This is a genomic window from Streptomyces sp. 4F14 (assembly GCF_048159485.1).
Taxonomy (GTDB): Bacteria; Actinomycetota; Actinomycetes; order Streptomycetales; family Streptomycetaceae; genus Streptomyces.
On sequence record NZ_JBLRVY010000017.1, the window covers coordinates 55170 to 78967 of the forward strand.

Sequence of the window (23798 nt, forward strand, 5' to 3'; positions counted from 1 at the left end):
GTTCGCTCCCCCGGCACAGAACGTACACAGGAAAAGACAAAAGCAATCACAGGGTTGTCATGGCATTGGCAAAGAGCATTGAGGTTTGCCCCATGTCGTTCCTAGCCTCCCAACTTGGATCACGCCGACCACGTGACCTTTCAGCCAACGGACCGCCAAGTCCGTTCCATTCGGGGGCAGGTCTCACGTGGGTGTGCGAAGAACGCTGACACTGGTCTCCGCCTTGCTCGTGACGATGGCGTTGCTGGTGACGGGCGCCGCCGCGCAGAACCGCGTCGGGCCGTACGTCTTCCACGGCGACTTCTGGAAGCCGAAGCCGCTGCCGCGGACGCCGGCCGTGGGAGACCACGAGCTGGGCGGGCCGAGGACGGTCCACCCCCGTGGTTACCGTCCGCTGGCCCGCTACAAGACCGCGGCCAAACCCGCCTGGCCGCACGCCGGTTCGCGGACGGTGGCCCTGGGCCGCAAGCCGGTGAAGGCGGGTTCGCTCCCGGTGTGGCTGACGTCGGCGGGCAAGGCGTCTTCCACCCCTGTCCGTGTCCAACTCGCCTCCCACGCCCAGGCGTTGAGGGCGGGTGCCGACACCGGGCTGCTGGTCGGGCTCGGTCGCACAACGTCTCCTGCCGCCAAGGTCGGCGTGGTCGTCGACTACTCCTCCGTCGCCAAGGCATACGGCGGCGGCTACGGCTCCCGCCTCACCCTCACCCGCCTTCCGGCCTGCGCCCTGACGACGCCCGAGCGTGCCGACTGCCGTACCCGCACACCCCTGAAGTCCGTCAACCGGACCACGGCGAATCAGCTCACCGCGACCACCACCGCGGATTCGGCAATCGCCGTCACCTCCGGCAGCCGGGGCTCGCAGGGCGACTACTCGGCCACCTCACTCACTCCGGAGGGCAGTTGGCAGGCCACGGGTACGGGCGCGTACACGTACTCCTACCCGATCGACATGCCGGCCGGCGTCGGGGACACCGGCCCCTCGGTCGCCCTGTCGTACGACTCGCAGTCCGTGGACGGCGAGACCTCGGCCCGCAACTCGCAGGCATCCTGGATCGGCGACGGCTGGAACTACCAGCCGGGCTTCGTCGAGCGGCAGTACCGCTCCTGCGGCTCTCTCCTCGACTCCGACGGCAAGAAGCTCCTCAAGGGCTCGGGCGACGAGTGCTGGGGCGGAGCCAACGCGACCGTCTCCTTCGGCTCGCACTCCGGCGTCCTGGTCCCCACCGCGTCCTCCGGAGCGCCCGGTGAGATCCGGGAGTTCAGGCTCCGGGGCGACGACGGCACCGTCGTCCAGGAACTGTCCGGCGCCGTCAACGGCCTGCACGACGGCACCTATTTCCGGGTCCTGACCACGGACGGCACCGCCGCCTACTTCGGTGCCGACCACGCGCCGAACGGCCCCGGCGCCAAGGGCTCGGTCTCCGGTGGCTTCGACGACTCCACGCACGCCGCGTGGGGCCTGCCGGTGCTGCACCCTCGCTCCTCCGACCCCTGCCACAGCGACACCGACGGCAAGAAGTCCCGCTGCGACAAGCCCGAGGGCTGGCGCTGGAACCTCGACTTCGTCGTCTCGCCCAGCGGCTTCGTGCAGCGCTACGACTACGCGGCCGAGACCGGCTGGTACGACCTCGGCGGCGGCCAGGCGGCGGCCACCGACGACAAGGACGACACCGGAACGCTCACCTCCTACACCCGCGGCGGCACCCTCACCTCCATCTCGTACGGCTACACCCTGGACGACGAGCAGACCGGCCGCACCCCCTCCGCGCAGATCGCGTTCGCCTCCCAGCAGCGCTGCCAGACGACGTCGTCCTTCACCGACTGCTCGGCGGGCAACCTCGACGACAACACCGCCCCGCACTGGCCGGACGTCCCCTGGGACCTGCACTGCGACTCGACCGACAAGACCAAACTGCCGGACGACGCCACCAAGGTGCCCGCCGACGTGTGCATCGTGTCGTCGCCGACCTTCTGGTCCACGACCCGTCTGGACTCCATCACCACCAAGGTCCACGTCAAGGACGGCGCCACCGACACGCTCGTCCCGGTCGACTCCTACGACCTCGGGCAGGTCTACTCCGACGCGGGCGGCACGGTCGACCCGGTCACCGGCACCACCGTCGACCCCAAGGACGCGGGCTCGCTCCAAGCCGTGATGTGGCTCCAGTCCATCCGCCACACCGGCCAGGACACCTACGGCAACGGCAACAAGGACATCGCCCTCAACCAGGTCTCCTTCACCGGCACCGAGATCGACAACCGGGTGAACGACGACTCCCCGTCCGCGCCCCCGCTGTACCGGCCGCGCATCTCCAACGTTCAGACGGAGACCGGTGAGTCGATCACCGTCGAGTACAACCAGAACCCCTGTGCGGGCAAGTCCCTCGACATCAAGTCGGCCGACGCCAACACCAACTCCTGCTACCCCGTGTACTGGACGGTGCCCGGCGCCTCCAAGCCGATCGCCGACTGGTTCAACAAGACGACGGTGCACAGCGTCACCGTCGCGGACCTCACCATCGCGGCCCAGTACAACCCGAACTCCTCGAAGATCCCCGCAGGCTCCGAGGCCCACGTCTCCACCTACGCCTACTCAGGCGCCGCCTGGCACCGCGACGACTCCGACCTGACGGACGACCAGTACCGCACCTGGGACCAGTTCCGGGGCTTCCGCAACGTCACCGTGCGCACCGGCAAGGCGCCCGAGCCGGTCACCCAGCTGACGACCACCTATCTCCAGGGCATGGACGGCGACTACAAGGCCGACGGCTCCCGCCGCTCGGTCGGCGTGGACGCCACGGTCGGCGGCAAGACCGTCGAGACGGTCACCGACGACGACCAACTCGCGGGGACGGCACTCCAGTCGGACACCTACACCGCCTCCGGCGGCACGGTGAACGCCACCACCGTCAACGGCCCCTTCGACTTCACCACCACCGCGCACACCGGCCGCACCTCATGGACTGCCTGGACCCAGGAGGACCACCCCGGCGAGACCGAGCCGGACAAGGCCACCCTGCCCGACCTCACCGCCCACCGGGTCAAGTCCACCCAGACGCACGGCTACTCCCTGCTCGCGGACGGCAGTTGGCGGCACACCCGCACCGACACCGCCTACGACGACCAAGGCCGGGTGCAGTCGGTGGACGCGCACGGCGACGTCTCCGTGGCCGCGCAGGAGAAGTGCGTCACGACCGGCTACGCCTCGCCGGGCGCCGACACCATGCTGCTCGGCTACCCGGACCGCATCACCACGGTCTCCGGACCCTGCGGCACCAAGCCGGGCACCGACACCCTGCTCTCCGACAAGAAGATCTACTACGACGGCAACGGCTCGGTCACCGATCTCGGCTCCTACGGCACGATCGGCGTCCCGCGCGTCACCGGCACCCAGATCGCCACCGGCTTCGCCGCCGACGGCACCGAGAACTGGCGTACCACCAGCGGCATCTCCTACGACGGCGCGGGCCGCGTCACCGACGCCCTCGACACCACGGGCAAGGGCACCCACACCGACTACCTGCCCCAGTGGAGCGGCGCGGGCGGCAACACCAACCCGACCAGCATCGTCTCCACCAACCAGAAGCAGTGGAAGGTCACCTCCACCCTCGACCGGCTGCGCGGCCTGCCGCTGGAGAACGTCGACGCCAACAACCGCGTCACCGACATCACCTACGACGCCCTCGGCCGCCGCAGTGCCGTGTGGCTGCCCGGACGCGACAAGGCGACGCAGAGCGCGGACATGACGTTCGCGTACTCCCTCAACCCCGGCGCGGTGCCCGCCCCCGGCGGCACCATCACACAGCCCGGCGACCCGACGTCCGTCACCACGCGCACCCTGCGCGAGGACGGCACGTACGCGACATCGGTCAGCATCTACGACGGGATGCTCCAGCCCCGCCAGGTCCAGACGACCGCCGACGGCGACTCCGACTCCGGGCGGATCATCTCCGACACGTTCTACGACTCCCACGGCTGGCCGAGCGCCTCCTACGCCCCCTACTCCGAGCCGGGCCACGCCCCGTCGGCCACTCTGTACGCGGCCAATGAGAACGAGATCCCGGCGGAGACGACCACGACGTACGACGGCCAGGGCCGCGCCGTCACGGGCACCCTGTGGCACCAGGCCGTCCAGCAGTGGAGCACCGCCACCACCTACCCCGGCACCGACGAGACCGACAGCACCCCGCCGGCGGGTGGCTCCTCGACTGCCGCCTTCACCAACGCCCTTGGCCAGACGGTCAAGTCCGTGGTGAAGAACACCGGCGCCACGGTCAGCCTCAAGGGCGGCAGCATCATCCCGTCCGGCACCTCACTGACCTCCAGCAGTGTGCGCCTGACCATGCAGGCCGACGGCAACCTGGTGCTCAGCGCGCTCGCGAGCGGCAAGACCCTGTGGTCCAGTGGCACGGCCGGAAACCCGGGTGCCTACGCCCAGTTCGGCGCCGACGGCAACCTCGCCCTCCTCACCGCCTCCGGCACCTCCAAGTGGAGCACCGGCCTGACCGCGACCACCGGCGCCACCCTCCAGATCCGCAACGACTCCACCCTCGTCGTGGCCGGCGGCGACGGCAGCACGGTGCTGTGGAAGCAGGGCACCGCGAGCGCGGTCCCGGCCGCCGACGCCACCACCCGCTACACCTACACCCCCGCAGGGCAGCTCGACTCGGTCAGCGACAGCGCCGGCAACACCTGGTCGTACAAATACGACCTGCTCGGCGAGAAGACCTCCCAGTCCGACCCCGACACCGGCACGACGACCTTCGACAAGTACGACGTCCTCGGTAACCTCCTCCAGACCACCGACCCACGCGGCCAGGTCCTGTCGTACACCTATGACTGGGACAGCCGGGTCACCGCGGAGTACGCGGCCCCGTGGTCGGCCACGCCCGACCCTGCGAAGCAGCAGGTCTCGCGGGTGTACGACACGCTGGCCAAGGGCTACCCGACGTCCTCGACGCGCCACGTGGGCGGCAGCGCGTACACCGAGGCAGTCACCGGCTACAACACGGCCTACCAGCCGCTCGGTTCGACACTGACGATCCCCGCCGCCGACGGCTTCCCGGGCACGCCCGGCAAGGACAGCGGCACGATCACCTACACCCTGACCTCCACCTACACCCCCAACGTGGGCCTGCTGGCGACGACCCAGTACCAGGCGGACGGCGGTCTACCGGCCGAGCGCATCGGCTTCGGCTACACGGTGCAGGGCGCACTGGACGGCTTCGGCGGGGACATCAGCCCCTCCAACACGCCCTCCTACCTCGACGGCACGGTCCACGACCCCTTCGGCCGGGTCCTCCAGGCCAACTACGGTCCCGTCGGCAAGGAACTGGCGACCTTCGCCCAGTACGACGCGACGACCGGCCGCACCACACAGACCAGCAGCATGACGCAGACGTCGGCCACAGCCCTGGACGTCGTCAACTACCGCTACAACCAGGCCGGTGGACTCACGGCCACCGACGACCTCCAGAACAACACCGCCCACGACACCCAGTGCTTCACCTACGACTCCTTCCAGCGGCTGACCGCCGCCTGGACGGACACCGCCGGCATCACCGACACCGGCAGCGCACCGGTGGGCGCGGTCGGCGGCTGCGCCACGGCCTCCGTGCAGACCAGCGCGGCGCCGGTGAAGACGAAGACGGTGGGCGGGCCCGCGCCGTACTGGCAGTCGTACACCTACGACCTGCTCGGCGACCGCACCGGGATGGTCGACCACGACACGACCGGCAACGCGGCGGCCGACACCACCCAGTCGACGTCGTACCCGGGCGCGAACGGCACGGTTTCCATCGCCCACCCCAACCAGGCGGGCGCCACGACGACCAGCAACCCGGGCACGGGTACGGCGACACAGACCCCGTCGTACACGGACGCGGCCGGCAAGAACGCCGGCAACACGGTCAGCCGGGCCACGAAGACGACGGGCCCGCTGAGCACCGGCTTCACCCTCACCGGCGGCGGCAAACTGTGCGTCGAGGAAACCGGATCGGGGGCCAAGGTCCAGGTCAACACCTGTAGTTCGTCCTCCGCCGCCCAGAAGTGGACGATCGACACCGACGGCACGGTGAAGGCGGCCGGCCTGTGCCTGGACACCGCGGGCAACGCGACGACCTCCGGCGCCGGCGTCGTCGCGGAGACCTGCTCCTCGGACGCCACCCAGAAATGGCGGACGACGTCGACCGGCACGCTGGTCAACGCCGCCAAGAGCACCCTGTGCCTCACCGACCCGAGCGCCAGCGCGACCAAGGGCACCCAACTGACGGCCACGACCTGCGGCGGCAAGGGCCAGACGTGGTCGACGGCCAGGGCCGGGGCACTGCCGGCGGGCCAGACCCAGACCTTCACGTACGACGCGGAGGGCCGCACCGCGACGGTCTCCACGCCGTCCGGCACGACGGCCCGCACCAGCAAGTACCTGTACGACGCCGACGGCAACCTGCTGGAGCAGACGGCGTCGACGGGCGGCACCGACAAGACCCGCGTCCTCTATCTCTTCGGCGGCGCCGAACAGTTGACGCTGGACGTCACCGCGAAGACCTGCACGGCACTGCGGTACTACACGGGCCCGGACGGCACGCGGGTCACCCGCACCAACTCGGGTTCCGTCACCTACCAAGTGGCCACGTCCCAGGGCACGGCGACGACCGCCGTCGACGCCTCCACCCTGGCCGTCACCCGCCGGTACTACGACCCGTACGGCAACCCGCGCGGCACGCAGCCGTCGTCGTGGGTGGCGGCGGACGAGAACCACGGCTACCTGGGCAAGCCGACCGACTCGGTGACCGGACTGGACCTGCTCGGGGCACGGAACTACGACCCGACGCTGGGGCGGTTCCTGACAGCCGACCCGGTGTTCGAACCCGGCGACCCGAACCAGATGGGCGGCTACACCTACGCGGGCGACAACCCGGCGAGCGGTTCCGACCCGTCCGGCCTGTGCAGCGCATGCGACGGCGGGAGCGGGAGCGTGCACCACACCGGGTCCAAGAAGCCGACCACGCCTTCCCCGTCACCAGAGCCCGCGCCCACCAGCACCTCCAGCGGCAACAACGGTTCGTCGTCCTCCACCGTCCCGGCAGCACAGGAACTGCCGCACGCGAACCCCAACGAGAAGATCGACCCGCACGGCTTCACCGCGGTGCTGGACGTGGTCATCACGGCGCCGTACCACTTCGCCAACTGCACGTTCTGGCTGAGCGGCAGCTCCGGTCACGATGAGTCCTGCGACATCGCCGGCGGGATCTACTCCGGCGGCGCCGGAGGCGGTGGAGTCGGGGCCGCGGAAGGCGGTCTGGGGGGTGACCTGGAGGGCTCGCTCGAAGGCGCGGGTGTGCGGGCCGCCGAGGGCGACGCGGCGGTCGCGGCCGGGGCGGGGGCGAAGGCGGTCGACGAGGCGGCCGCAGACATGCGCGACCTGGTCGCAATGAAGCGAGCAAATGCTCAGGCCCGTGCTCAGGAGGCCGACGCGGCGGCAGCCAAGCCGGACACCCCCGAGACCGGGTCGTCCGGCACCGAGGCCGCCGGGCGGACAACTCCCGGCAAGTGCAGCTTCTCGCCCGACACGCCGGTCCTCATGTCGGGTGGGAAGACGAAGCTCATCGGGGCGATCAAGAAGGGCGACGAAGTCGAGGCCGCAGACCCTGGCAGCGGCATCCACAAGGGCACGCATCGGGTGACCGCCACCTGGGTCCATCGCGACCACGATCTGGTGGACGTGACTGTCCGGACGCCCAAGGGCCACACCTCGGTGCTGCACACCACGTCCCTGCACCCCTTCTGGGACCGGACAACGCACAGCTGGGTCCCGGCAGGGAAGTTCCGGGTCGGCCACGCCCTCACCACGAAGGATGATGAGGCAGCCTACGTCGTCGGGGTCCGGGGGACCCCGGGCAGCGCCGAGCGCTACAACCTCACCGTCGACAGTCTGCACACATATTATGTTGTGGCGGGCGGCGTCCCGATCCTGGTCCACAACACCTGCGGGCCGACTTTCGTCAAGAATCAGGCGCTTACGCCGAATCAGTTGAAACGGCCTGGCTTCCGATATCAAGTGAGGGTCACGGGGCAAGACTCCGAACAGGTATGGATTAACCAGGGTCAGGAAATCCATGTGGATGGAGGGCCGACCAGTGATGGGTACATAGTTGAGGCGAAGTGGACCGGGAATGATAACCAGTGGGGTAGCTCTCCGTATCATCCTTCCAACTACTTCAATGAAGATAGCGTCGTTTCTCAAGCCAGAAAGCTCCTTGGCCTGAATTCGGACCTGGGTGGTGCTGGGGTTAGGTATGCGGTGTCAAATCCGCAAGGGACTGCTTTCTTTGGGGCCGTATTCCGAGAATGGTTCCCCGAAGAGATGGAAAATGGAACCCTATCTGTATGGCATGTGCCAGGAAATGGGATGTGATGACGGTGGAGCCGGTGGTTGGAGTCATCGGGCGTGTGGTGCGCTCGACGTACGACCTTGATGCAGAGTCCCTGGCGGTGCTGTGTGGAGAGGCCGGATGGGTGCCCGCTGGTGCTACGGTGCAGCCTTTTCCTCGAAAGTGGAGTCATGGGAAGCTTCAGGCGTCTATTTTTTCCGAAGGGGCAGACAATTTCCTGGAGTTCGTCTTCCAGGTGATTCCTCCGGATTGGGATCTTTCGGAGTACGCGGAAGCGGTTGATGGAGAGTACTTCACAGAGATCGAAACTTTTCATCGGATCCGCGATGAACTCCTCGCCGCCGTCGGCGCCGACTTTTCCGTTGAGGAAATCCCGGATGTCAAGGAAGATGCTGTGGACTTCGTCGAAAGTGGATGCTGGAAGATTGGTCGCGGATATCTCTCGGCTGGGGTGGCGCATGCCGATGAGGATTCCCCGATTCTATTGCTTGCCCGGCTCAGGCAGTCATAGGAAGAAATTCGCGTTGGAGGCGGAGCCGGACAGGGGCGTAGACCGGGACCAACGAGGCGGCCACGCGACTTCCGGGGCTGGAGGGGGTGAGCGTGATCAAGGCCAAGGACGATGGATCGGGCGGTTCGACGGTGTACGTCGTCACGGCCGAGGACTCCGCCCAACCCTGCCCCTCGTGCGGGGTCTTCGCCACCCGGCTGAAGGAACTACCGCCCAGGCACCTGTCCCGTGGTGGGCGTCCGGTGAGTATCCAGTGGCGCACAGCGCGCTGGCGCTGCACCGAACCTGCCTTGCCCACGCGGCTCGTTCACCGAGGCGATCCGCGCGGTCCTCGCGGGGATGCGGACCACCACCGCCCTGCGCCGGGCGGCGGGGGCCGCGGTCTGCGACGGCTCTCGTACCGTCGTGCAGGCCCGCCGCGACCTGTGCCTGAGCCGACCGGTCGTGCAGCGATGCTTCGAGAACCATGCTGCCGAATTCCTGCCCGCGGACCCGCCGACCACCTCGGCGATCGGGATCGACGAGACCCGGAGGGGCAAGCCGGTGTGGAAGCAGAACCCCGCCATCGGCAAGTGGGAACTCGTCGCGGACGTCTGCACATCGGCTTCGCCGACGCGATCGGCGGACGCGGTCTGTTCCGCCAGGTCGAAGGCCGCAACGCGGCGTCGGTCGCCGACCGCTCACCTCCCAGCCCGCCACCTGGCGCGAGCAGGTCCGCTACGTCGCCATCGACCTGTGCTCCACCTCCCGCGCCGCCGAGGCCACCCGGAATACCAGGACATCGGGAGTTTCACGCATGAGCATCAGGCCGTCGTTGATCCAGGCCGAACGGGTCGACTGGGCTTCTCTGCGGTGCGGCTGCGGCGAGACCGGGGCGCATATCCCCGACACCTTCGCGGCCTTGGTCGAAGCGACGACGCCGCAGGAGTTGGCGGAGGCAACCCTGGAGGGCCACGTATACATTCAGTCCCTCCTTTTCGAGGTGGCGGTTCCTGTCTCCTCGATGATCGTGGCGGCCCTGAACGAGCCCCTCTGGGAGGACGTACGCGTCAGGCTTCTGGATGACCTCGGTACCTGTGTCGGCGGGGAGTCCCACTGGACCGAGGTCGAGGCAGGCGCACTTCGCGTATTTCGACGCCAAGCTGAAGGGCCGGATTCAGAAGCGGGCGAAGCGTCGCGGACCGACAGGCTGGTGAGGCGATCCCTCAAGAGCGGCTGCCAGATCATGGCGCGTGAGGGGATCTGGACGCTCTATGAGGACTTCGAATCCCCCTTTCGGGGTCGAGGGGCCGGATGTCCTGCCCTCCGCGGCTCCTGCACTGAAAGGATGCTGTTGGTGGCACACATGAAACGTCTGAGCGCTGCCGGTCGGTGCAGCGAACGCTGTACCACTCTCGATCGAGCAGGACTCCTGAGCGTGAAGTGTCAGCTCCCGTGGCGCGCGCCCGGGACCGGTTCCTGGGGGCGGAAGGTGCGGCGGTAGGTGTCGGGCGGGACGCCGACGCTGCGGTGGAAGTGGCGGCGCAGGGTCGTGGCGGTGCCCATGCCGGTCGCCGTGGCGATGGTGTCGACGGTGGCGTTGGTGGTTTCCAGGAGTTCCTGGGCGTGGCGGATGCGCTGGCTGTGGAGCCACTGCAGGGGTGTGGTGCCGGTGAGGTGCCGGAAGTGGCGGGCGAGGTGGCGTGAGCTCATGCGGGCCTGGCGGGCCAGGTCCTCCACCGTGAGCGGCTGGTCCAGTCGTTCCAGCGCCCAGGGGAAGAGCCCGTCCAGGGGGTGGTTGCCGGGCTCGGGCAGGGGCGTGGAGATGAACTGGGCCTGGCCGCCGTCACGGTGGGGCGGGACGACCAGACGGCGGGCGATCTTGTTGGCGTCGGCCGAGCCGTGGTCGAGGCGGACCAGGTGCAGGCACAGGTCCATGGCGGCGGCCTTGCCCGCGGAGGTGAGGACATCGCCGTTGTCGACGTAGAGGACGTCCGGATCCACGGTGGCCGTCGGGTGGCGCCGGGCCAGATCCTGGGTGTGGGCCCAGTGAGTGGTGGCACGCCTGCCGTCGAGCAGTCCGGCCGCGCCCAGGACGAAGGCACCCGTGCACAGCGAGGCCACGCGGGCGCCGGCCTCGTGAGCGGCGCGTACCGCCCGGACCAGGTCGGCGGGCGGTTCGCGGTCGGTGTCGGCCCAGCCGGGGACGATCACGGTGTCGGCATGCGCGAGGTGGTCGAGCCCGTGGTCGGGCGTCAGGTGGAAGCGGCCGACGCGCACCGGACCGCTTCCGCAGACGGAGAAGTCGTACCAGGGGTCCACGACGTGGGTCAGGTCGGTGCCGAAGACCTCGACGGCCACGGACATCTCGTAGTGGAGCATGCCGTCGGTGACGGCCAGCGCAACGGTGGGCATGTCCGAAACTGTACGCGCCATGTCGTTTCCGACGCTCGTGCGCGGTGCCGCCACGAGGACAGGATGTGCGGGTCAGGCCGCGGCGGATCGCCGTCGCGGCGGGTGTTCCGGTACGGGAGGCAGTCTCATGGGGGCTCAGCAGGTTGCGGTGTTCGGCGCGTACGGCCACACCGGACGGTTCGTGGTCGCCGAGCTGGCCGCGCGCGGACACGCGCCGGTACTGTCCGGGCGCAACGCCCAGGCGCTGCGGAAGACGGCCCAGGAGTACGGCTTCGAGGCCCGGGTGGCGTCGGCCGAGGACGCGGCGTCGCTGGACCGGGCCCTGGCGGGCGCGGTGGCGGTCATCAACTGCGCGGGCCCCTTCGCGACGACCACCGGTCCCGTGATCGAGGCCGCCCTCCGCGCGAGGATCCCGTACCTGGACGTGGCCGCCGAACTGGAGGCCAACCTCGACACCTTCGCGCACTACCGGGACCGGGCCCGGGAAGCCGGAGCGGTGATCGTCCCGGCCATGGCCTTCTTCGGCGGCCTCGGAGACCTGCTGGCCACCGCGGCGATGGGCGACTGGACGGCAGCGGACGAGGCCCACATCGCCTACGCGCTCAGCAGCTGGCACCCCACCGCCGGCACCCGCCTGTCCGGTGCCGTCTCCCGCGAGCGGCGCGGCGAGGTCCGGCTGCGCTACCGCGGCGGACAGTGGGAACGCCGCACCGACGCCGCGCCCACGCTCCGGTGGACCTTCCCGCAGCCGGTGGGAGCCCGGGAGGTGATCGGCGAGTTCACCATGGCGGACGTCGTCACCGTTCCCCAGCACCTGGCCGTTCCCGACGTGACCACCTACATGACCGTCGAGGCGGTCCGTGATCTCGCGGCCCCCCACACGCCGGCCCCGGCCCCCGCCGACCGGAGCGGGCGCTCGGACCAGACCTTCCTCGTCGACGCCGTCGTACGGTCCGGCGGAGTCGAACGCCGGGCCACGGCCGGCGGCCAGGACATCTACGCCGTCACCGCACCGCTCGTCGCCGAGGCCCTCGAACGCGTCCTCACCGGCCGTACCGAGGCCGTCGGCGTCGCCTCCGCCGGTGAGATCTTCGACGCGCCGGACTTCCTGCACGCACTCGCCCCGCACATCGCGTTCGACCTCCACGGGGTCACGCACCGCCCCGGTGCGTCTCGCGGAAGGCGCCCGGAGTGACCCCCGTCCGGCGGGTGAAGAACTTGCCGAAGTTGGTGGGTTCGGGGAAGCCGAGGCGGCGGGCGATGGTGGAGACGGGTTCGTCGGTGTGGGCGAGGAGGCGGCGGGCCTCCAGGGTGACGCGGGCGTCGATGACGTGTTTGACGGGCTGTCCGGTGGCGGCCGCGCAGGCGCGGGTGAGGGTCTTGACGGTGTAGCCGAGGCGCTGGGCGTAGTCGGCGGCGCGTCGGGTGGTGGCGTAGGAGTGTTCCAGTTCGGCGCGGAAGCGGGCGTAGGTCTCGCCGCCGGCCGCCGGGTCGGTGCCGTGGTCGGGGTGGGGCAGGCGGTCGAGGTGCAACAGCGCGGTGGCGAGGAGGAGTTGGAGGATCTCCGTCGATACGGGGTGGGCGGTGCTGTCGTACTCGGTCCGCAGTTGGGCCAGGAGGGTGGCCAGGGCGGTGTAGTGGGGGCCGGTGCCCAGTTGGCGGCACACCGGTCCGTACCACTGGTTCACCAGGCGCTCGGCGCCGCTGAAGGGCGGTGGGAACGAGGGGGTGAAGAGGAGGTGCGTGCCGGCGGTGGTGCCGGGGGCGGTGAAGCGCTGCACCTGGCCGGGCCGGATCCACAGGAGGGTGCCGGGGCGGCAGGGGTACGTCACGAAGTCGACCGCGTGCTCCCCGCTGCCCCCGGTGATCAGCGTGAGGGTGTGGAAGTCGACCCGGTGGACCGCGTCGGGCCGGCGGCGGCGTTCGTGCAGGGTCGCCAGGTCGATGATCTCGAAGCCGGGGACGCGCTCGTCGGGCGGGTTGAAGCCGAGCCGGGGGATCGCGCCGCCGCGGGAGGGACCACCGGCGTCCATGCCCGCCCGCAACCGGGAGGGACCACCGGCGTCCAGGTCCGCCGGACACATCGCGGCCTCCCGAGGCTCTCGATCGTCGTTCTCGCCGGGCCATTGTGACCCATGTCCCCGATTGACCATGCCGCGTCTTCGGCATACCTCGCCCACCTGCGGCTCCACGACGAGAGTGGAGGTCACCGAGGCGGCGCGAGGCCGCCTCCACCGCAAGGAGCCTCCCATGAACGGCACGGTCACGGTCCTCGACAAGGGCGCGGTCCGCATCCACAGCTACATGTCCCCGGCGGACACCTTCCACGCCACCACCCAGCTGATCGAGACCCCGGCGCGGATCGTCGCGATCGACGCCCAGCTGAACCCCGCCTACGCCGACGAGGCCGTCGCGTACGCCAAGAGCCTCGGCAAGCCCGTCGACCGCCTGATCATCACCCACGCCCACCCCGACCACTACAACGGCGCCGCCCGCTTCGCCGCCCCCGTCCACGCCCTGCCCCAGGTCCGCGAACAGATCATCGCCCGCGGCGACAGCACCCTGCCCACCGGAGAGACCGTCCCGCTCACCGACTTCACCCCGGACGTCGCCGTCGTCCCCGGCACCGAGACCATCGACGGCGTGCCGTTCGTCTTCGAGGCCGTCTCCGGCGGTGAGGCCGCCGACGAACTCCTCGTCAAACTGCCCGAGCAGGGCGTGCTGGTCGCGCAGGACCTCGTCTACCACGACGTCCACCTCTACCTGGGCAACAACGACATCACCGGCTGGGAGAAGGCCGTCGACGCGCTGGCCGCCGAGACCGGGTACGACACCGTCCTCGCCGGTCACGGCCTGCCCGCCGGGCCGGAGGTCTACGCCGGGATCCGCCGGTACCTCGCCGACGCCCGCGCGCTGCTGGGCGACGACGGTGAGGCGTACAAGAAGGCCATCGTGGACCGGTACCCCACCCACACCGGGCCGTTCCTCATCGACATCGCCAACCGGTCGCTGTTCGGCGCCGGTCACTGACCATCAGCCTCGCCACGGACCCATGCTCCCGCTCGTCCTCGTCCTGGGCTCCCTCACCGCGCTCGGCCCGCTCAGCGACACCCTCGGCCGCCGTCTGCGGGCTCGGCGCTCCCCGAGACGCTGCCGGCCGTACGGCGTCGGCGCGGTGGGCCGGCGACCGTGCCGCGGACGATGCGCGGCCTGCTCCGCGACGGCTCCTTCACCGGCTACCTGCTCACCGGGAGCCTCGGTTTCGCCGCCCTGTTCGCCTGTATCGCCGGGTCCTCCCGGCCGTCTCCCGGGCGGGAATGCCCTGGATCGCCGCCGCGCTCGCCCCGAGCCCCCGAGGTTCTAGCCGGCGGCCATGCTCTGCGTACCGATCACCGCCAGCAGCCTCAGCTTCTCGGCGTCCTCGGTGCCCGGTTCGGCCGAGTAGCCGAGGACGCGAAGGCCGGTGCCGTCCAGCCGGAGGACGGTGCGGTCGAGGGTCATGAGGCCCACCTGCGGGTGCTCGATCGTCGTACGGGAGAGGTCCGGGCCGCCGGTGACGTCCGCCTCCCACAGTTCGGCGAACCGTTCGCTGTCCGTGCGCAACGTGCTGATCAGGCGCCGCAGTCGAGGGTCGGCGGGGTACCGGTCGGCGGCGGCCCGCAGGTCGCGGACCAGGCCGGCCTCCTGGGCGCGGGTGTGCCGGAAGCGGCCGGACGCGCCCAGGAACACCTGCCAGGCCCCGTTGCGTTCGAAGCCGCGCGAGCGGGACATGTCGCCCGTCAGCGCCCGGTACAGCGGGTTGGCCACCAGCAGGGTCAGGGCCGCGTCGGTGACCGCGGCCGGGGTCCCCGCCAGCCGGTCCAGCAGCCGCAGGACACCGGGCGGGACGTACGACGGCACCGCCTCGGGGCCCGGAAGCGCCAGCCCGGCCAGGCCGAACAGGGACGCCCGCTCGTCTCCCGCGAGCCGCAGCGCCCGTGCCAGGGCCTCGACGACCTGCCCGGAGGGCGCGGCCGCCCGGCCCTGTTCGAGGCGGGTGACGTAGTCGAGGGAGATCCCGGCGAGCCGGGCCAGTTCCTCGCGACGCAGCCCGGGCGCCCGCCGCCGCCCGCCGGCGCACAGGCCGGCCGCCTCGGGGGAGAGCCGGTCACGCCAGCGCCGCAGCGCCGGCCCGAGTTCCGGTCGTGCGCCCGGGGCACCGCCGCTCACGGCATCCTCGTCCGCGCGCCGCAGCGCCGGCCCGAGTTCCGGTCGCGCGCCCGGGGCACCGCCGCTCACGGCACCCTCGTCCACGCGCCGTACTGCAACGCGCCCAGCACCTGGCTGCCCTGTTCCCACACCGCCTCCGCCAGGCGCTGCGGCAGGGTGTCGTCGGCGGTGAGGCCCTCGGGCAGGGACAGGCCCGCCTGGGCCAGCACCGGGGCGACGCTGCGCAGCGTGTACGCGAGCCACGGGACGAGCGGGGAGTGCGGGCCCGTCGCGACGAGGGCCTCGCAGACGACGCCCGGGGCGGGCAGCCCCGCGTCGAGGAAGGTGCGGTTCAGCCGGCGGCCGAAGTCGGGGGGCGTACCGGTGGCGAGGTAGACGTCCGAGAGGAGTTGGTTGCACGCGTCCCACAGGGGGCTCGGCGGCCAACTCGGGTTGTGGCCGGTGAAGTCGACCTCGTGGAACATCAGGATCCCGCCGGGCCGCAGGAACCGGGTGAACCGGCGCAGCAGGTCCGCGGGGTCCTTCTGGTAGAGCAGGACGTAGCGGCCCACCACGGCGTCGAAGCGCTCCGCGGTGTCGAACTCGTCGAGTTCGGCGACCTCGAAGCCGAGGCCGGTGCCGAAGCCCTCGCTGCGGGCCCGGCCGCGGGCCTTCTCCGTGGCCACGGGGTCGCGGTCGACGCCCAGGACCCGGCCGCGCGGCCCCACGATCTCGGCGGCCAGCAGCGAGACGTCGCCCATGCCCGAGCCGAGGTCGAGGACGGACATGCCCGGCGTGAGGCCGCTCAGGCGCAGGAACCGTTCCGTGGCGGGCCGCAGGATCCGGCCTTGCAGCATCAGGCGCTGATGCTCCAGGTCCGTCGCTCCGAGGACATAGCCGGCGGCTTGCGTGGGGTGTTCGTCCATCGTCGTTCCTCTGTGTGTGGGGGGGGGGAGAGAGCGGCTTCAGGCCGCCGTGGGGTGGATCGGTGTGGCGGCGCCGGTCAGTGGGGTGCCCGTGCCGCCCTGCCGGGCCGCGATGATCTCCGCCGCGATGGAGACGGCCGTCTCCTCCGGCGTCCGCGCCCCGAGATCGAGGCCGATCGGGGAGCGCAGCCGCGCCAGCTCCCCGTCCGTCAGGCCGGCTTCCCGCAGCCGCCGGGTCCGGTCGGCGTGGGTGCGGCGCGAGCCCATCGCACCGACGTACGCGACCGGCATCCGCAGGGCCTCGGTCAGCAGCGGTACGTCGAACTTGGCGTCGTGGGTGAGGACGCACAGCACCGTGCGCGCGTCGACCGGCGTCCGCCGCAGGTAGTGGTGCGGCCAGCCCACGACGACGTCGTCCGCGTCGGGGAAGCGGGCCCGGGTCGCGAAGACCGGGCGGGCGTCGCAGACCGTCACGTGATAGCCGAGGAACCTGCCGACCCGGACGAGCGCGGCGGCGTGGTCGATCGCCCCGAACACGATCATGCGGGGCGGCGGCACCTGCGACTCGACGAGCAGCGTGCGGCCCTCCAGCTCGACCGTGCCGCCGCGACCCGCGTACAGCAGGGCGCGCACCTCGGCCACCGCGGCCCGGTCCAGCTCCGCACCCCCGCCGAGCCCTCCCTCGTACACACCGTCGGGCCGCACGAGCAGGCCCGCGCCGAGCGTGCCGTCCGGGCCGCGCACCACCCGGGCGAGCGCCACCGGTTCACCGCGTACGGCGGCCAGGACGGCGGAGCGGAACGCGGTCCCGGCGGGGGTGCCGGCGGGTACGGGGGTGACCAGGATGTCGATGACGCCGCCGCAGGTCAGGCCGACCGCGAAGGCGTCCTCGTCGCTGTAGCCGAAGCGTTCGAGGACCGGCTCGCCGTCGGCCAGGGCCTGGCGGCACAGCTCGTACACCGCGCCCTCCACGCAGCCCCCGGACACCGAGCCGATCACCGTCCCCTCGGCGTCCACGGCGAGGGCGGCGCCGGGGCCGCGCGGGCTGCTGCCGGTCACCGAGACGACCGTGGCGACGGCGAAGCTGCGGGCCTCCTCGACCCAGCGGATCAGCTGGTCGGCGATGTCACGCATGGCGTACCCCCGCCGCCAGCACCCGGTCCGGCCTGATCGGCAGGTCCCGGTGGCGGACGCCCGTCGCGTGCCAGACCGCGTTGGCGATCGCCGCCGCCGCGCCGACGTTGCCGACCTCGCCGATGCCCCGGACGCCCACCGGGTCGTCGGGGTCCTCGTGGTCCAGCCAGTGCGCCTCGACGGCGGGGACGTCGGCGTGCGCGGAGAAGTGGTAGCCGGCGAGGTCGGCGCCGACGACGCCGCCCGTGAGGTGGTCGCGGAACGCCTCCTCGTGCAGGGCCATGGAGATGCCCCAGATCATCGCGCCGGTGAACTGGCCGCGCGCGGTGAGGGGGTTGACGATCCGGCCGGGTGCGAAGACGCCCAGCATGCGCCGTACCCGGACCTCCCCGGTGGCGGGGTCGACGGCCACCTCCGCGAAGTGCGCCCCGAAGGTGTGCCGCTCCTTGCGGGCGAGGGCGGCGACGGCCTCGGTGGTGTCGGACCGTACGGTGACGCCCTCCGGCGGGATGCCGGGATCCTGCCGCAGCCGCTCGCGCAGTTCCCCGGCGGCGGTCTGGATCGCCCAGGACCAGGAGCGGGTGCCGAGGGAGGCGGCGCCGAACGCGGCGGGCCCGAAGTCGCTGTCACCGATGTGCACGTGGACCAGTCCGGGGTCCACGCGGAGCGTCTCGGCGGCGATCAGGGTGAGCGCGGTGCGGGCGCCGGTCCCGTTGTCGGAGGCGGCGATCCGGACGGTGAAGGTGCCGTCGGCCTCGGCGGTGACGGCGGCCGTGGAGGGGGCGGCGCCGACGTTGTAGGAGCCGGCCGCGGTCCCCGTACCGAGCAGCCGGCGGCCCTCGCGGCGCACCCCCGGGCGCGGGTCGCGGTCCGCCCAGCCGAACCTGCGGGCGCCCTCCCGGAAGCACTCGGCCAGGTACCGGCCGCTGAACGGCAGCCCCGACACCGGCCCCCGCTCGGGCTCGTTGCGGATCCGCAGTTCGATCGGGTCCATGCCGAGCTTCTCGGCGAGTTCGTCGAGCGCCGACTCCAGCGCGAACGACCCGGGCGCCTCGCCGGGCGCCCGCATGAACGTCGGGGTCGGCACGTCGAGCCGGACCGCCTCGTTGGCCGTGCGGTGCGCGTCGGCGTCGTACATGACACGGGAGATCGTGGTGGCCGCCTCGACGTACTCGTGGACGGTCGAGGTCATGCTCAGGGAGCGGTGGTCCAGGGCGCGCAGGCGGCCGTCCGGGTCCGCGCCGAGCCGGACGCGCTGGGCGGTGGCGCTGCGGTAGCCGACGAGGGAGAACATCTGGCGCCGGGTCAGGGTGACCCGGACCGGGCGCCGCAGGAGGGTCGCGGCCATCACGGCGGCGATCTGGTGGACGCCGACGTTGCCCTTGCTGCCGAAGCCGCCGCCGACGTGCTCGGTCCGCACCCGCACCGACGCCGGGTCCAGCGAGAACAGCCGGGCGAGCTGGTCGAGGACGAAGGGGCTGCCCTGGTTGGAGTCGACGACCTCCAGGCGCCCGCCGTCCCAGCGGGCGGTCGCCGCGTGCGGCTCCATCGGGCTGTTGTGCTCCTGCGGGGTGGTGTACTCGGCGTCCACGACGACGGCCGACGCGGCGAGTCCGGCCGCCACGTCCCCCTTCTCCGTACGCCCCGGCCCGCCCAGCCCGGTCACCGGGTACGCGTCGGGCCGGTCGGCGGAGAACGCCAGGTCGTACGGCTCGCGCTCATAGCGCACCACGAGCGCCTCGGCGGCCTCCCGGGCCTGCTCGGACGTCTCGGCGACGACCAGCGCCACCGGCCAGCCCGCGTACGGCACCCGGTCGCTCTGGAAGAGGGCGTACGTCCCGTCCGGCGGGTGCCCGTGGGAGAGCCGGCCGGTGTCGACGGGCAGCGCGTGCCCGTGGTGCAGGACGTCGATCACGCCCGGCATCGCCCGCACCGCGTCGGCCTCCACCGCCAGGATCCGGCCGCGCGGGACGGCCGACAGCGCGAGCCAGCCGTACGCGAGGCCCTCGAAGGGGATCTCGCCGGAGTAGCGGGCGGCACCGGTGACCTTGTCCCGGCCCTCCACGCGGACATGCCCGTGCGGGGTCATCGGGCGGTCTCCTCGGCGAGTTCGGTCAGCGTGGCCACCACGAGGTTGCGCATGAGGGTCACCTTGTAGGCGTTGTGGGGGAGGGGCCGCGCCTGCGCCAGCTCGGCGTCGGCCGCCGCGCCGAAGACCTCGGCGCGGGCCGGGGCCCCGGTCAGCATCCGCTCGGCGGTACGGGCCCGCCACGGCCGGGAGGCGACCGCCCCGAAGGCCAGCCGCACGTCCTGGACGACACCGTCCCGGACGTCCAGCGCGGCGGCCACCGACCCGATCGCGAAGGCGTACGAGGCACGCTCGCGGACCTTGCGGTAGCGGGAGCGGGCGGCGACCGGGGCGGGCGGCAGGGTCACGGCGGTGATCAGCGCGCCCGGGGGCAGGGCGGTCTCCCGGTGCGGGGTGTCGCCGACCGGGAGGTAGAGGCCGGCGAGCGGTATCTCGCCCCGCGCGCCGGCCGTCTCGTACGTGACGACCGCGTCGAACGCGGTCAGCGCCACCGCCATGTCCGAGGGGTGGGTCGCCACGCAGTGCTCGGAGGCGCCCAGGATCGCGTGGTTGTGGTGCTCGCCCCCGACGGCGGGACAGCCGCTGCCGGGGATCCGCTTGTTGCAGGGCCTGGTCACGTCGGTGAAGTAGGCGCAGCGGGTGCGCTGGAGGAGGTTGCCGCCGACCGTCGCCATGTTGCGCAGTTGCCCCGACGCCCCGGCCAGCACGGCCTGCGCCAGCGCCGGGTGACGGCCCCGGACCTCCGGGTGCGCGGCGAGCGCGCTGTTGGTGACGGTGGCCCCGATCCGCAGGCCGCCGTCGTCCGTGAACTCGACGCCGTCCAGGGGGAGTCCGCGTACGTCGACCAGGCGGGCCGGGCGCTCGACGCCCGCCTTCATGAGGTCGACGAGGTTGGTGCCGCCGGCCAGGAGACGCGCCCCGGGATCGCCGTCGAGGAGGGCGAGGGCGCCGGCGACGTCGTACGCGCGCTGGTAGCCGAACTCCCTCATGCCGCCGCCTCCGTGCCGCCGCCCGACGCGGCGAGGGCGATTGCCTCGACGATCGCGACGTACGCGCCGCAGCGGCACAGGTTGCCGCTCATGCGCTCCCGGATCTCCTGCGGTGACAGGGGCGGGGGCTCGGCGGCGCCGACGTCCTCGGTGACGGCGCTCGGCCAGCCCGCCGCGTGCTCCTCGATCATCGCGACGGCCGAACAGATCTGCCCGGACGTGCAGTAGCCGCACTGGTAGCCGTCCAGGTCCAGGAACGCCTGCTGCACCGGGTGCAGCCGGTCACCGTCCGCGAGGCCCTCGACGGTGGTGATCTCCCGGCCCTCGGCGGCCACCGCGAGCTGGAGGCAGGACACCGTCCGGCGGCCGTCGAGCAGGACCGTGCAGGAGCCGCACTGGCCCTGGTCGCAGCCCTTCTTGGCGCCCGTCAGGCCCAGGTGCTCGCGCAGGGCGTCGAGCAGGGTGGTGCGGTGGTCGACGGGCAGGGTGTGTCTCTCGCCGTTGACACGCAGCGTGATGGTGCTGGCCGTGGGACTCGCCTTGGAGGGGGCCGTCGTCTTCATGGCCTTGACGATGATCCCGGCGGCGGACGGCAACCAGGGACGGGTCGACCGGAGGACCGGCGGTACCACCCTCGTGCCTGGTACCGAGCATCCCACCGTCACGGAGGGCACTGGTTGGCCTGCCGGAACTCACGGAGAGTGATGCGTGGCGTCGGCCGGCACCCGCTCGACCGCCCCCTCGACCCGAAGGAACGCATCACCATGACGACCATCGCATCCGGACACGTCTACGACCTCTTCGAGGGGCCCGCCCTCGACATGACCCGCTGGTTCCACCTGAGCTTCCCCCTCCCCGACGGCACGACGTTCGTCGCCCACGAGCCGGAGGCCGAGGTCACGGTCGGCGGCGGCGAAGTGTCCGTCGCCGTCGACCGGTTCACCCAGGGCCACCCCGTCCAGATGGCCGACAACTGCAAGTTCCTCGTGCTGTCCACCGAGGACTTCGCCCTGCCCGGGGCGGGCACGGTCCGCTTCTCCGCCTCGCTCGCGGCCGAGCGGTTCGACGCGACGCCGTACGACCCCCGCGACGGCTTCGCGGCCTTCGTGCTCTGCGATCCCGTGGGCGGCAGGGTCTACGACCTGTGCACGAGCGGCGACACCGTCTTCGCGATCAGCGAGCAGCTGCCGTACCCCGGGGTGGCCGCGCCCTTCACCCGGCTGGTGGGCGACCCGCTGTTCGGGCCGGACGCGGTGCCCGGGCGGTACCACGACGGCGAGATCGTCATCGACACGGCCGCCCGGCGGATCACCTGGCGGATGGACGGGAGGACCCTGCACGAGGAGCTGGCCGCCGGGCTTCCCGCGTCGCTCAAGGTCGGCATGGGCGTCTTCACCGCGCACCCCGTCGTCGAGGGGGACAGCGAATCCCTGCTCGGGCAGGGGCTCACGGCCGGCTGGCGTGATCTCCGGGTCCGCTACTGAGACACCCGGGAGCCGTTCGTGACCCGCAGGAACTCCAGCTTCTCCGCGTCGGCCGAGCCCGCGGCCACCGTGTAGACGACGAGCCGGATGTCGCAGCCCGGGACGGTGAGGACGTCGCAGTCGCACGTCACCTCGCCGACCTGGGGGTGCACGACGGTCTTGCGGGCCGAGACGTGCGGGCCCACCGCACCCCCGTCCCACAGCCGGGTGAACTCCGGGCTGGTGGAGCGCAGTTCCTCGACCAGGGCGGCCAGGGCACGGTCATGGGGGTGGTCGACGAGCGCCGTCCGCAGATCGGCGACGAGGGCCGGGTTCAGGGAGTCGTCGCCCTGGACCACCGGCCAGGACGCGAGCCGGCTGGGGCCCGTGGCGAAGACCGCCCGCGCGAGGTTGCGGTCGGCGGGCGCCTTCGCGCCCGGGTCGCCCAGCAGCACCGCCCACGAGGGGGTCCAGGACAGCAACGTCCAGTCGGCGCTGAACACGCCCACCGGGAGGTCCCCCAGCCGGGCCAGCATCCGCTGGATCCCCGCCGGGACATGTGTGGAGACCGTGCCCTCCTGGGGCGGGAGCAGGCCGGCCAGCCGGTAGGCGTGGTCGCGCTCCAGCGGCCGCAGTTGCAGCGCCCTCGCCAGGCTCGCCATGACCTGCGCCGAGGGGTTCGTGGCGCGGCCCTGCTCCAGCCGGACCACGTAGTCGACCGACAGGCCCGCCAGCTCGGCCAGCTCCTCGCGCCTGAGCCCCGCCGCACGCCGTCCGGGCTGCGCGGCCCGCCCGACGTCGGCGGGGGAGAGCCGGTCGCGCCAGCGGCGCAGCGCCGTGCCAAGAGTCTCGTCCACCCGGCCATTGTGTCCGCCGTGCGGCCGTCGTGCCTGGTACTGGCGGTCCTACTGTCGCGGGGGGCACTGGTTGCCGTCCCGGCCCGCGCCGACAGTGGACACATGACCACGACCTTCATCACCGGGGCCAACAAGTCCCTCGGCTACGAGACCGCCCGCCGCCTCATCGAGGCCGGCCACACCGTCATCGCCGGCGCGCGCGACCCCGAGCGCGGGCGGGCCGCCGCCGACGCGCTCGGTGCCCGCTTCGTGCAGATCGACGTCACCGACGACGCGTCCGTCGCCGCGGCCGCCGCCGACGTCGCCGCCCACGAGGGCACCGTCGACGTCCTCATCAACAACGCGGGCGTCTTCGGACCCCACATCCCCGCCGACCAGCTCACCGCCGACGACGCGAACGAGGTCTTCGGCATCAACGTCGTCGGCATCGTCCGGGTGACCCACGCCTTCCTCCCCCTCGTGCGCAAGTCCGCCCACCCCGTCATCGTCAACGTCTCCAGCGGCATGGGCTCCTTCACCCTCACCCAGGACGCCACCCGCGCCGAGGGCATCAACATCGCCCCCCTCTACACGGCGTCCAAAGCCGCCGTCACCATGCTGACCACCCAGTACGCCAAGTCCTGGCCCGGCATCAAGGTCAACGCCGCCGACCCCGGGTACACCGCGACCGACTTCAACGGACACAGCGGGCCCCAGACGGTGACCGAGGGGACCGACGCGATCGTCGCCCTCGCGACGATGGGCCCCGACGGACCGACGGGAACGTTCGTCGACCGCAACGGCGCGATGCCCTGGTGATCCGCCCCTGCACCTGAGGCGTGCCCGGCACGGACGAGGCTCCGGCCGGCCGAGGA

The 23798-nt window shown here is 71.7% G+C and carries 16 protein-coding genes; 6 read left to right on the forward strand and 10 right to left on the reverse strand.

Going from position 1 to position 23798, the window contains the following annotated elements; translation table 11 throughout:
* The first annotated feature begins 187 nt into the window (after positions 1–187).
* Positions 188–8416 carry a ricin-type beta-trefoil lectin domain protein gene (locus ACLZOT_RS27635; RefSeq protein ID WP_416971793.1) on the forward strand — a complete coding sequence of 2743 codons (8229 nt, stop codon included), beginning with the start codon at positions 188–190 and terminating at the stop codon, positions 8414–8416.
* Entirely contained in the window at positions 8416–8904 is a 489-nt protein-coding gene (locus tag ACLZOT_RS27640; RefSeq protein WP_416971794.1) for a hypothetical protein, read from the forward strand. Before ACLZOT_RS27635 ends, ACLZOT_RS27640 begins: the two co-directional genes overlap by 1 nt.
* A 717-nt stretch (positions 8905–9621) precedes the next feature.
* Here the strand turns inward: ACLZOT_RS27640 and ACLZOT_RS27645 are convergent.
* Entirely contained in the window at positions 9622–9867 is a 246-nt protein-coding gene (locus tag ACLZOT_RS27645; RefSeq protein WP_416971795.1) for a hypothetical protein, read from the reverse strand.
* A 462-nt stretch (positions 9868–10329) separates the two neighbouring features.
* Positions 10330–11298, reverse strand: coding sequence for a helix-turn-helix domain-containing protein (locus ACLZOT_RS27650; RefSeq protein WP_416971796.1), 969 nt, complete (start codon positions 11296–11298; stop codon positions 10330–10332).
* Between the two features lie 127 nt (positions 11299–11425).
* Between ACLZOT_RS27650 and ACLZOT_RS27655 the strand changes: the two genes are divergently transcribed.
* Positions 11426–12493, forward strand: coding sequence for a saccharopine dehydrogenase family protein (locus tag ACLZOT_RS27655; protein WP_416971797.1), 1068 nt, complete (start codon positions 11426–11428; stop codon positions 12491–12493).
* On the opposite strand, the gene ACLZOT_RS27660 is transcribed toward ACLZOT_RS27655, so the two are convergent.
* Positions 12450–13331 (reverse strand): AraC family transcriptional regulator, encoded by an 882-nt coding sequence (locus ACLZOT_RS27660; RefSeq protein WP_416971916.1) that lies wholly within the window; start codon positions 13329–13331, stop codon positions 12450–12452. The two genes, ACLZOT_RS27655 and ACLZOT_RS27660, sit on opposite strands and share 44 nt — an antisense overlap.
* A gap of 217 nt (positions 13332–13548) precedes the next feature.
* Here ACLZOT_RS27660 and ACLZOT_RS27665 point away from each other — a divergent pair, with 217 nt between their 5' ends.
* Positions 13549–14328 carry an MBL fold metallo-hydrolase gene (locus ACLZOT_RS27665; protein WP_416971798.1) on the forward strand — a complete coding sequence of 260 codons (780 nt, stop codon included), beginning with the start codon at positions 13549–13551 and terminating at the stop codon, positions 14326–14328.
* A 330-nt stretch (positions 14329–14658) separates the two neighbouring features.
* On the opposite strand, the gene ACLZOT_RS27670 is transcribed toward ACLZOT_RS27665, so the two are convergent.
* From ACLZOT_RS27670 to ACLZOT_RS27695, 6 genes are all read right to left on the reverse strand, one after another.
* Positions 14659–15507 carry a helix-turn-helix transcriptional regulator gene (locus ACLZOT_RS27670; RefSeq protein ID WP_416971917.1) on the reverse strand — a complete coding sequence of 283 codons (849 nt, stop codon included), beginning with the start codon at positions 15505–15507 and terminating at the stop codon, positions 14659–14661.
* A gap of 65 nt (positions 15508–15572) precedes the next feature.
* A complete protein-coding gene (locus ACLZOT_RS27675; RefSeq protein ID WP_416971799.1) occupies positions 15573–16412 on the reverse strand; it encodes a class I SAM-dependent methyltransferase in 840 nt (279 codons plus the stop codon).
* A 39-nt stretch (positions 16413–16451) separates the two neighbouring features.
* Positions 16452–17546: an XdhC family protein gene (locus tag ACLZOT_RS27680; RefSeq protein ID WP_416971800.1), complete on the reverse strand. Its 1095-nt coding sequence runs from the start codon at positions 17544–17546 to the stop codon at positions 16452–16454.
* Entirely contained in the window at positions 17539–19635 is a 2097-nt protein-coding gene (locus ACLZOT_RS27685; RefSeq protein ID WP_416971801.1) for a xanthine dehydrogenase family protein molybdopterin-binding subunit, read from the reverse strand. The genes ACLZOT_RS27680 and ACLZOT_RS27685 overlap by 8 nt, the downstream gene beginning before the upstream one ends.
* A complete protein-coding gene (locus ACLZOT_RS27690) occupies positions 19632–20624 on the reverse strand; it encodes an FAD binding domain-containing protein (RefSeq protein WP_416971802.1) in 993 nt (330 codons plus the stop codon). The genes ACLZOT_RS27685 and ACLZOT_RS27690 overlap by 4 nt, the downstream gene beginning before the upstream one ends.
* On the reverse strand, positions 20621–21187 hold the full coding sequence (locus ACLZOT_RS27695; RefSeq protein WP_416971803.1) for a (2Fe-2S)-binding protein: 567 nt from the start codon (positions 21185–21187) through the stop codon (positions 20621–20623). Before ACLZOT_RS27695 ends, ACLZOT_RS27690 begins: the two co-directional genes overlap by 4 nt.
* 201 nt (positions 21188–21388) lie before the next feature.
* Between ACLZOT_RS27695 and ACLZOT_RS27700 the strand changes: the two genes are divergently transcribed.
* On the forward strand, positions 21389–22108 hold the full coding sequence (locus ACLZOT_RS27700; protein WP_416971804.1) for a DUF6081 family protein: 720 nt from the start codon (positions 21389–21391) through the stop codon (positions 22106–22108).
* Here ACLZOT_RS27700 and ACLZOT_RS27705 read toward each other — a convergent pair.
* Positions 22102–22944, reverse strand: a complete 843-nt coding sequence (locus ACLZOT_RS27705; RefSeq protein ID WP_416971805.1) for a helix-turn-helix domain-containing protein — start codon at positions 22942–22944, stop codon at positions 22102–22104. The two genes, ACLZOT_RS27700 and ACLZOT_RS27705, sit on opposite strands and share 7 nt — an antisense overlap.
* Before the next feature lie 102 nt (positions 22945–23046).
* Here ACLZOT_RS27705 and ACLZOT_RS27710 point away from each other — a divergent pair, with 102 nt between their 5' ends.
* Positions 23047–23742, forward strand: a complete 696-nt coding sequence (locus ACLZOT_RS27710) for an SDR family NAD(P)-dependent oxidoreductase (protein WP_416971806.1) — start codon at positions 23047–23049, stop codon at positions 23740–23742.
* The last annotated feature ends 56 nt before the right edge of the window (positions 23743–23798 follow it).